This window comes from Microbacterium sp. H6 (assembly GCF_003314775.1).
GTDB lineage: Bacteria > Actinomycetota > Actinomycetes > Actinomycetales > Microbacteriaceae > Microbacterium > Microbacterium oxydans.
In genome coordinates, this window is sequence record NZ_QOAY01000245.1 from 20,257 (window position 1) to 28,715 (window position 8,459).

General features: G+C 68.4%; 7 protein-coding genes and 1 pseudogene. 5 read left to right on the forward strand and 3 right to left on the reverse strand.

The window, feature by feature from the left end; translation table 11 throughout:
- A pseudogene (locus tag DSP71_RS24085) lies at positions 1–202 on the forward strand (glycoside hydrolase family 3 protein); the annotation flags it as partial.
- A 3-nt stretch (positions 203–205) separates the two neighbouring features.
- On the opposite strand, the gene DSP71_RS15615 reads toward DSP71_RS24085, so the two are convergent.
- From DSP71_RS15615 to DSP71_RS15625, 3 genes are read right to left on the reverse strand one after another with little or no spacing between them, the layout of a single operon-like run.
- A complete protein-coding gene (locus DSP71_RS15615; protein WP_113681545.1) occupies positions 206–1,069 on the reverse strand; it encodes a 3-methyladenine DNA glycosylase in 864 nt (287 codons plus the stop codon).
- A 1-nt stretch (position 1,070) separates the two neighbouring features.
- Positions 1,071–2,096 (reverse strand): App1 family protein, encoded by a 1,026-nt coding sequence (locus DSP71_RS15620; protein WP_061015441.1) that lies wholly within the window; start codon positions 2,094–2,096, stop codon positions 1,071–1,073.
- A 4-nt stretch (positions 2,097–2,100) separates the two neighbouring features.
- Entirely contained in the window at positions 2,101–2,772 is a 672-nt protein-coding gene (locus tag DSP71_RS15625) for a DedA family protein (protein ID WP_046749215.1), read from the reverse strand.
- A 41-nt stretch (positions 2,773–2,813) separates the two neighbouring features.
- On the opposite strand from DSP71_RS15625, the gene DSP71_RS15630 reads away from it, so the two are divergent.
- The 4 genes from DSP71_RS15630 to DSP71_RS15645 all read left to right on the forward strand — a co-directional run.
- Positions 2,814–4,139: an anthranilate synthase component I family protein gene (locus DSP71_RS15630; protein WP_258546488.1), complete on the forward strand. Its 1,326-nt coding sequence runs from the start codon at positions 2,814–2,816 to the stop codon at positions 4,137–4,139.
- 34 nt (positions 4,140–4,173) lie between these two features.
- Positions 4,174–6,750 (forward strand): leucine--tRNA ligase, encoded by a 2,577-nt coding sequence (leuS, locus tag DSP71_RS15635; RefSeq protein WP_058631417.1) that lies wholly within the window; start codon positions 4,174–4,176, stop codon positions 6,748–6,750.
- A 95-nt stretch (positions 6,751–6,845) separates the two neighbouring features.
- Positions 6,846–7,478, forward strand: a complete 633-nt coding sequence (locus DSP71_RS15640; protein WP_058631395.1) for a ComEA family DNA-binding protein — start codon at positions 6,846–6,848, stop codon at positions 7,476–7,478.
- Between the two features lie 26 nt (positions 7,479–7,504).
- On the forward strand, positions 7,505–8,459 hold a 955-nt coding region (locus DSP71_RS15645; protein WP_147251340.1), incomplete at its 3' end, for a ComEC/Rec2 family competence protein.

An 8,459-nucleotide genomic window follows, 5' to 3' on the forward strand; every position in this document is an offset into this window, starting at 1 on the left:
CGACCTGGTGCTGATGATCGCAGGTTCCGACGCGCAGACTGCCGGGGCGATGGCGGCAGGCATCGGGGCGGCGGTCGATGCGGGCGCGCTTCCGGCCGAGAGGCTCGAAGAAGCAGCGACGCGGGTGGTGGCGCTGCGCATGCAGATGGCTGCCGCGACGGCTCGATGGGCGACCTGCGACGACTGCGAGCCCGTCGGCTGACGCTCAGGCCGCCTCGCGGGCTCCCTCGCCGAGCCAGGCATCCAGCAGGGCCGACCGGAGTGCCGCACCACGGTCTGCGAATCCTCGCTGCCGGCGGACGTACTCGGCCTTGCCCTCCGGTGTCTCGATGGGCACGGGCACGATGCCCCAGGGCGAGAGGTCGTAGGGCGCGGCCTCCATGTCGAGGAGGCGGATGTCTCGGGCCAGCTCGAACGAATCGAGGAGCAGCTCACCCGGGATGAGGGGTCCCAGCTTGGTGGCCCACTTGTACAGATCCATGCCGGCGTGCAGGCAGCCCGGTTGCTCGAACAGCGGCTGCTCGTCCCTGCTCAACGAGGTGCGGTTGCGGGGCACGGCCTCGGGAGTGAAGAAGCGGAAGGCGTCGAAGTGGGTGCAGCGAAGGTCGTGGTTCTCGACCACAGCGTCGGTTCCATCCCGCCCGAGGCGCAACGGAACCGAGTGACGGGTCTCGTCCGCGCGGTACACCATGGCCCACTCGTGCAGTCCGAAGCATCCGAACTGTCCGGGACGCGACGCCGTGCGGCGGAGCATCCTCTCGATGAGCGATGCCAGCTCTGCCTTCTCCGTGCCGAAAGCCGCCGCATCGGGAACTGCGCTGTCCGCGCTGCTGCCTGTCGTGTACCACCGCCACTCGAGTCGCTCGACGGCCTCCGCGAGCTCGACACCGGCACCGGGGTGCCAGCGACGCAGCTGAGCCGGCTTGTACGAGTAGTAGGTGAAGAGGAAGTCCCACACCGGGTGCTTCTCGGCCCTGGTCGCCCTGTCACGGTGCGCGGCGGTGAGCTCGTCGGCACGTTCACGGTGCTTCTCTTCGCGGAGGAGCCACTGCTGGCGGGCGATGGGCATGTCAGTGCAGGATGCCGGCTTCGCCCAGCAGGTCGCGAAGGCCCGCGCCGTCCTCGGCACTAACCCAGGGGGCGGTGTCCTCGGAGTGCGGCTCGTGTCCGGCGCGCCCACCGGCGAGCACGGCCTCGGCAGGAAGCAGGCGACGGATGGCGACACCGGCGACGGAATCGGGGTACTCGTCCATGAACTGACTGTAGATGGCCTCGTCGTGCTGCCCGTCGTCGCCGATCAGGAGCCACTTCACGTGCGGGAACTCGGTCGCCAGTCTCCGCAGGTTGGTCAGCTTGTGTTCGCGGCCGCTGCGGAACCAGCGTTCATGCGTCGGTCCCCAGTCGGTCAGGAGCATGGAGCCGGCGGGGAAGAGATGGCGACCGAGGAAGCGCCACAGCGTGGGGGCGACGTTCCAGGCGCCGGTGGAGAGATACACCATGGGGGCGCCGGGGTGCTGTCGCAGCAACTGGTCGAGGAGCACGGCCATCCCGGGTACGGGGAGTCGGGCGTGCTCGTCGAGTACGAAGGAGTTCCAGAACGCGATGAACGGACGAGGCAGCGCCGTCACCATCACGGTGTCGTCGACATCGGAGACCACACCGAACGTGGTCTCCTCGGCGACGATGAACGCTCTCGCCTCCACGGGGGCTTGCCCCTCGACGGAGAAGGTGAAGGTCTGCCAGCCGGGTTCGAGGTCGACGCGGATCATGGCATCCACCACGCCACCGCGGTCGGCCGCCACCTGATGGGTGGTGTCACCGAAATGCACGCTGACGGATGCGAAGCCCACGGGGATGCCGACGAAGCTGCGCCACCCGCGTACACTCGCCGGCTCGCCGTGACGTGTGCGGCGCTGCGGGGGCACGATCAGCACACGTCCGACCACGCGCACCCACCCGGGGCCGCCGTAGCCGGGGAAGGGCAGGATCGTCGCGACACGACCACGACGGCGCGCACGACCTTCACGCCAGACGTGGAGGCGGTGTTCGAGTCGGGCGAACCAGTGGATCCGGGGGGCTGGGGGAGCCGATGCCATTGACTCAGTCTTTCACGTCGGCGTCGGCCTCCGCTTCGGGCCCCTCCAGGTGACGGGCCTCGAGGCGCTGCAGCAGCTTCTTTCCGAGGAACGCCAGGAGCAGGAACAGTGCGATGACGCCGACGAAGATGTAGCCCGCGAAGTGCACGCGATCGACGAGCTCGCGGAAGCTGCCGGCCGCGAGCGATGTGACGCTCACGTATGCGGTTGCCCAGAGCGCGCAGGCGGGAGCCGTCCACGCCAGGAACCTGCGGTACGGGTACTCGCTCATGCCGACGGTCAGGGGGACGAGCGAGTGCAGCACGGGGAGGAACCGGGAGAGGAAGATCGCGATGCCCCCTCGGCGCTCGAGGTAGTTCTCGGCGCGCACCCAGTTGTGCTCGCCGATCTTGCGCCCCAACCAGGACACGCGGATTCGTGGTCCGAGCCAGCGGCCCAGCCAGAAGCCGATGCTCTCGCCGATGAGGGCGCCGATCACGACGGCGACGCCCATCGCGATGCCCTCCAGGGGAGTGGCGACACCCATCGAGGCGATGATCACGATCGTGTCACCGGGGACGATGAGACCGATCAGGATGCTCGTCTCCAGCATCACGGCGAGCCCGGCGATGAGCGTGCGTGCGACCGGGTCGATCGACTGCACGGTGTCGAGGAGCCAGATCAGGAGGTCGTCCACCCCACGAGAATACGGGAGCCGCCCGGTCCTAGGCTGGCAAGGTGCCTGTACTGCTGAGCGCCAGACCCCTTCCCGAGTGGACGGAGCCGTCGTCGGTGTTCCCGATGCTCGAAACGGGGAACGCCGATGTCTTCTGGCTCGACGCCGGCGCGGATGCGACGACGGGATGGAGCTTCATCGGCACAGGGGAGCGTTCGACGCTTCCGCGCGACGTCCGCCTCGACGTCGCAGCCCCGACGCCGGGGCAGCCGCCGTTCACCGGGGGCTGGGTGGGCTGGCTCGACTACGAGAGCGGCGCCGCGGCTGCGGGGGCACCCGTGTCCCCTACGGGCGACGAGACAGATGGGGCATGGCTGAGCGCCGAGCGACTCATCGCCTTCGACCATTCGCACCGACGGGTCTGGGCGCTCAGCGCTGAGAGCGAACTGGAGAGCTGGGAAGCGGCGGTCACCGCGTACACGAGGGAGAGCCAGAACCGGCATCGGTTCCGCACGGCGACCGGGCCCCTGACGCGCGTCGCCGAAGCACGGCACGACCCGCGCGAGTACATCGCACTCATCGAACGCTGCCGAGAGCTCATCCGCGAGGGCATCGCCTACCAGCTGTGCTTGACCACCCGCTTCACTGTGTCCGGCACGCATGATGCCGTCGAGGTCTACGACCGCCTCCGCACCTCGACCCCCGCGCACCACGGGGGCTTCGTGCGGATCGGCGGACGCACCCTCTTGAGTGCGAGCCCGGAGCAGTTCCTCCACGCAGCGGGCGGCATCATCCGCACCAGACCCATCAAGGGCACCAGACCCCGAGGCGCCGAGCCCGTCGCAGACGCCGCGCTCGCCGCAGAACTGGCCACAGATCCCAAGGAACGTGCCGAGAACGTGATGATCGTCGACCTGATGCGCAATGACCTCTCACAGGTGTGCGCGGCGGGGAGCATCCGTGTCGAGGGACTCTGGGTGGTGGAGAGCTATCCCGCCGTGCATCAGCTGGTGAGCACGGTCAGCGGCGTCGCGGTCGAGGGGACGACAGTCGGGGATCTGCTCGGTGCGGCCTTCCCCGCGGGGAGCATGACCGGAGCCCCGAAGCTCTCCGCGATGACTAGCCTCCACGAGCTGGAGGGCGGGCCACGCGGCGTGTACGCCGGGTGCTTCGGATACGTCGGCGTCGACGGCGCCCTCGACCTGGCGATGGTGATCCGCAGCATCCTGATCGATGAGGAGCAGGCCGTCGTCGGTGCCGGCGGAGGAATCACCTGGGGGTCCGTCGCCACATCCGAGGTGGCCGAGGTCGCGACCAAGGCTCGGGCGCCGCTCGCCGCACTCGGCGCCGGAATGCCTGCCCTCTGGCGTTCCGATATCCTGAACTGATCCCGCTTTTTCCACCAGATTGGTCGTGCGTTCGTTGTCTGAGAACCTGTCCACCGCTCCTGCCGACGACGAGACCCCGTCGGCGCACGCCATCCAGAACAAGTGGCAGAAGTACTGGGCGGACAACGGCACGTTCCTCACGGGTGGCGATGACGACACCCGGCCGCGTCGGTACGTGCTCGCGATGTTCCCGTATCCCTCCGGTGACCTGCACATGGGACACGCGGAGAACTACCTCTACTCCGACATCGTGGCTCGGTTCTGGCGTCACCGCGGACACAACGTGCTGAACCCGATCGGCTGGGACTCCTTCGGTCTGCCGGCGGAGAACGCGGCGATCCGTCAGGGTGCCGATCCGCGTGAGTGGACCTACCAGAACATCGCGCAGCAGAAGGTCGGATTCGAGCAGTACGGCGTCTCGTTCGACTGGAGCCGCGTACTGCACACGTCCGACCCCGAGTACTACCGCTGGAACCAGTGGCTGTTCCTGAAGCTGTACGAGCGCGGCCTGGCGTATCGCAAGAAGAGCCCCGTCAACTGGTGCCCGAACGATCAGACGGTGCTCGCGAACGAGCAGGTCGTCGACGGGCGCTGCGAGCGCTGCGGCTACGAGGTCGTCAAGAAGAAGCTGACGCAGTGGTACTTCCGGATCACGGATTACGCGGATCGACTGCTGGACGACCTGAACCAGCTCGAGGGCTTCTGGCCGCACAAGGTGCTGCAGATGCAGCGCAACTGGATCGGCCGCTCGGTGGGAGCCGATGTCGACTTCCTCATCGAGGGGCGCGAGGAGCCGGTCACGGTGTTCTCGACGCGACCCGACACCCTGCACGGGGCCACGTTCTTCGTGGTCGCTCCGGATTCCGACCTGGCGGCGGAGCTCGCGGCCGGAGCGCCTGACGAGGTGCGTGAGCGTTTCCAGACGTATCTGGAGCAGGTGCAGAAGGAGACCGACATCGATCGGCAGTCCACGGACCGTCCGAAGACGGGTGTCTTCCTGGAGCGCTACGCGATCAACCCCGTCAACGGCGAGAAGTTGCCGGTGTGGGCGGCGGACTACGTGCTGGCCGACTACGGCCATGGCGCGGTCATGGCCGTGCCGGCGCACGACCAGCGCGACCTCGATTTCGCCCGAGCCTTCGACCTGCCGGTCAAAGTGGTCGTCGACACCACGGCTCCTGTCACGGGTGCGATGCCCGTGATCGAGGTCGATGACGAGGGCGTGCCGATCGACACCGGTGCGGCGCTCGAGGAGCAGAGTCCGGCCACCACCGGCATCGCGCTCACGGGTGAGGGTCGGATGATCAACTCCGGTGCGCTGAACGGGCTCTCCAAGCGCAATGCGATCGCGCGTGCGATCGAGCAGCTGGAGGCTTCCGGTACCGGTCGTGCCGCGAAGAACTACCGTCTGCGTGATTGGCTCATCTCCCGTCAGCGTTTCTGGGGTACCCCGATCCCGATGCTGCACGGCGAGGACGGCACGATCATCCCGGTTCCCGAGGACAAGCTCCCCGTGAAGCTGCCGAGTGTCGAAGGGCTGGACCTGAAGCCCAAGGGCACCTCGCCGCTGGGTGGTGCGGAGAACTGGGTGCGCACGACCGATCCCGAGACCGGCGACCCCGTGCTGCGCGACCCCGACACGATGGACACGTTCGTCGACAGCTCGTGGTACTTCCTGCGTTTCCTGTCGCCGAACAGCGAGACCGTCGCGTTCGACCCTGCTCAGGCGGCTCGTTGGGCGCCGGTCGACTCGTACATCGGCGGCGTGGAGCACGCGATCCTGCACCTGCTGTACGCGCGCTTCATCACGAAGGTCCTGTTCGACATGGGCCTGATCGACTTCACCGAGCCGTTCTCGAATCTCATCAACCAGGGCATGGTCCTGCTCGACGGACAGAAGATGTCCAAGAGCAAGGGCAACCTGGTGCTGTTCCAGGAAGAGCTCGACGCGCACGGTGCCGACGCGCTGCGTGTCGGCCTCGCTTTCGCCGGTCCTGTGGAGGACGACAAGGACTGGGCGGACGTCTCGACGACCGGTGCCCAGAAGTTCCTGGCGCGTGCCATGCGCATCGCGGGGGAGGTGTCGAGCCCGGTCGATGTGGTCTTCGACGGTGGTGACGCCGCTCTCCGCCGCGCGACGCACAAGCTCCTCTCCGAGGCGCCGGCGCTCGTCGAGCAGACGAAGTTCAACGTGCTGGTCGCGCGCCTGATGGAGCTGGTGAACGTCACGCGCAAGACGATCGACAGCGCCGCTGGTGCCGGCGACCCCGCCGTGCGCGAGGCCGCGGAGACGATCGCCGTGATGCTCGACCTCATCGCCCCGCACACCGCGGAGGAGATGTGGGAGATCCTCGGCCATGAGCCTTCCGTCGGGCTGGTGACCTGGCGCTCCGCCGATCCCGCACTGCTGATCGAGGACACCATCACCGCCGTCGTGCAGGTGGGCGGCAAGGTGCGTGCGCAGCTCGAGGTGTCCGCTCGGATCGGCGAGTCGGAGCTCGAGGCCCTGGCCCGGGCCGATGAGCGTGTGATCCGATCGATCGGTGACCGCGAGATCGTCAAGGTCGTCGTACGCGCACCGAAGATCGTGAGCTTCGTCGTCAAGGGCTGATCGTCTCTTCTCCACTGAGGAGGATCCACTCGGGTTGTCCACTGTGGGCGTCTACTGCGCACCACCGGGGGATCGTTGTCTCCTAGCGTGGCCGGATGGCTTCTCCCCAGGCACCTCTTCCGCACCGGCGCCGTCTGCGCCTGAGCGTGGGAGCGGCGGTGGTGCTGGCACTCGTCGTGCTGTCGGCTGCCGTCGGGGTCGGCATTCTGCGTGGTCAGTCTGCGCCTGTCGAAACCGTGTCACTCACGGACACCGGCACGGACACCGGCGCCGGAGCAGGTGCGAGCCCGGGGCCCTCGTCGACCGGTGAGCTGTACGTGCACGTGCTCGGCTCTGTCGAGAGGCCGGGGCTCTACGTGCTCGATCTCGACGCGCGAGTCGTCGATGCGGTGGCCGCTGCCGGCGGAACGACCACCGATGCGGACCTGAGCGCCGTAAACCTCGCACGGGTGGTCGAAGACGGGGAGCAGATCGTCGTGCCGGCGACAGGCGCGATGACGGATGCACCCGGCGGGGCGGCAGCGCCACCGGGCGACGCGCGGATAGATCTCAACACGGCGGATCAGACAGCACTCGAGACGCTTCCGCGTATCGGACCCGCGCTGGCGGAGCGGATCGTCGCCTGGAGAGAGGAGAACGGTCGCTTCGCCTCCATCGACGACCTTCTGGCCGTGCCCGGCATCGGCGAGAAGCTCCTCGAGGGACTGCGCGACGGGGTCAGGGTGTGAGAGCGCGCGATCTGCGCTTACTCCCTGTGGCGGCAGCCGTATGGGGTGCCGCGCTGCTGTGCGTGCTGTTGCCTGAACTCGCGTGGGTGTGTGCCGGCACGTGTACGGCAGCCGCGGCAGGTGTGCTGGTGTTCAGCCGCTCCGGGCTGCGAGCCAAGAACACTCAGCGCGCCGAGGCCGGTGTCACGATCGTCGTGCTGTCGGCGATGGCAGGTGCGGCCGTGTCCGTCGGGTTCGCTCTTCCCGCGCGGGATGAGGCCCGCGCATGGGGCGGGCGCGTCATCGAGTCGTCGGCCGAGGTCACCTCCTCGGCATCGCTCGGACGGGACGGGCGGCTGTGGTTCGAGGCGGCGGCTACGACACTCGGGCCGCCTGGCCGGGCAGCCCCTTCCACGGTCCCGGTCCGCGTCGGAGTGGACCCCGCCGACGGGTTCGATCTCGGTGCGCGGATACGGGTGGTGGGCGAGTCATCGATCACGGAGGCCGGGGAGCGCTCGGCTCTCGTGATCTTCGCGAGCGAGGCCGAGATCGTCGACCCCGCATCCGGTGTGTTCGCCGCGGCAGCCGCGATCAAGAGCACGTTCGTCGAGAGGGCGCTACGCCTGCCGGAGCCCGGAGCAGGCCTCCTGCCCGGCCTTGCGGTGGGCGACACCCGCGCGGTGACGACGGCCTTGAACGACGACATGCGCGCGAGTGGGCTCAGCCACCTCACCGCGGTCAGCGGTGCGAACTGCGCGATCGTCGTCGGCGCGATCTTCTGGCTCACGGCCCTCTGCGGGGGCGGCCGTTGGCTGCGCGCCCTGCTGTCGCTTGCGGGCCTGGCGGGTTTCGTCGTGCTGGTGACTCCGGAGCCGAGCGTCGTCCGGGCTGGGGTGATGGCAGCGGCGGGGATGCTGACCATCCTGTGCGGGAGGCCGAGCGCCGGGGCGGGAGTGCTCTCTCTGTGCGCGACGGGGATACTCGTCGCGGATCCGTGGCTGG

Excerpts from the sequence above, each read along its gene's own strand:
- DSP71_RS15640 (WP_058631395.1), top strand. The coding sequence starts at position 6,846 with ATGGCTTCTCCCCAGGCACCTCTTCCGCACCGGCGCCGTCTGCGCCTG.
- DSP71_RS15620 (WP_061015441.1), bottom strand. The coding sequence starts at position 2,096 with ATGGCATCGGCTCCCCCAGCCCCCCGGATCCACTGGTTCGCCCGACTC.
- DSP71_RS15615 (WP_113681545.1), bottom strand. The coding sequence starts at position 1,069 with ATGCCCATCGCCCGCCAGCAGTGGCTCCTCCGCGAAGAGAAGCACCGT.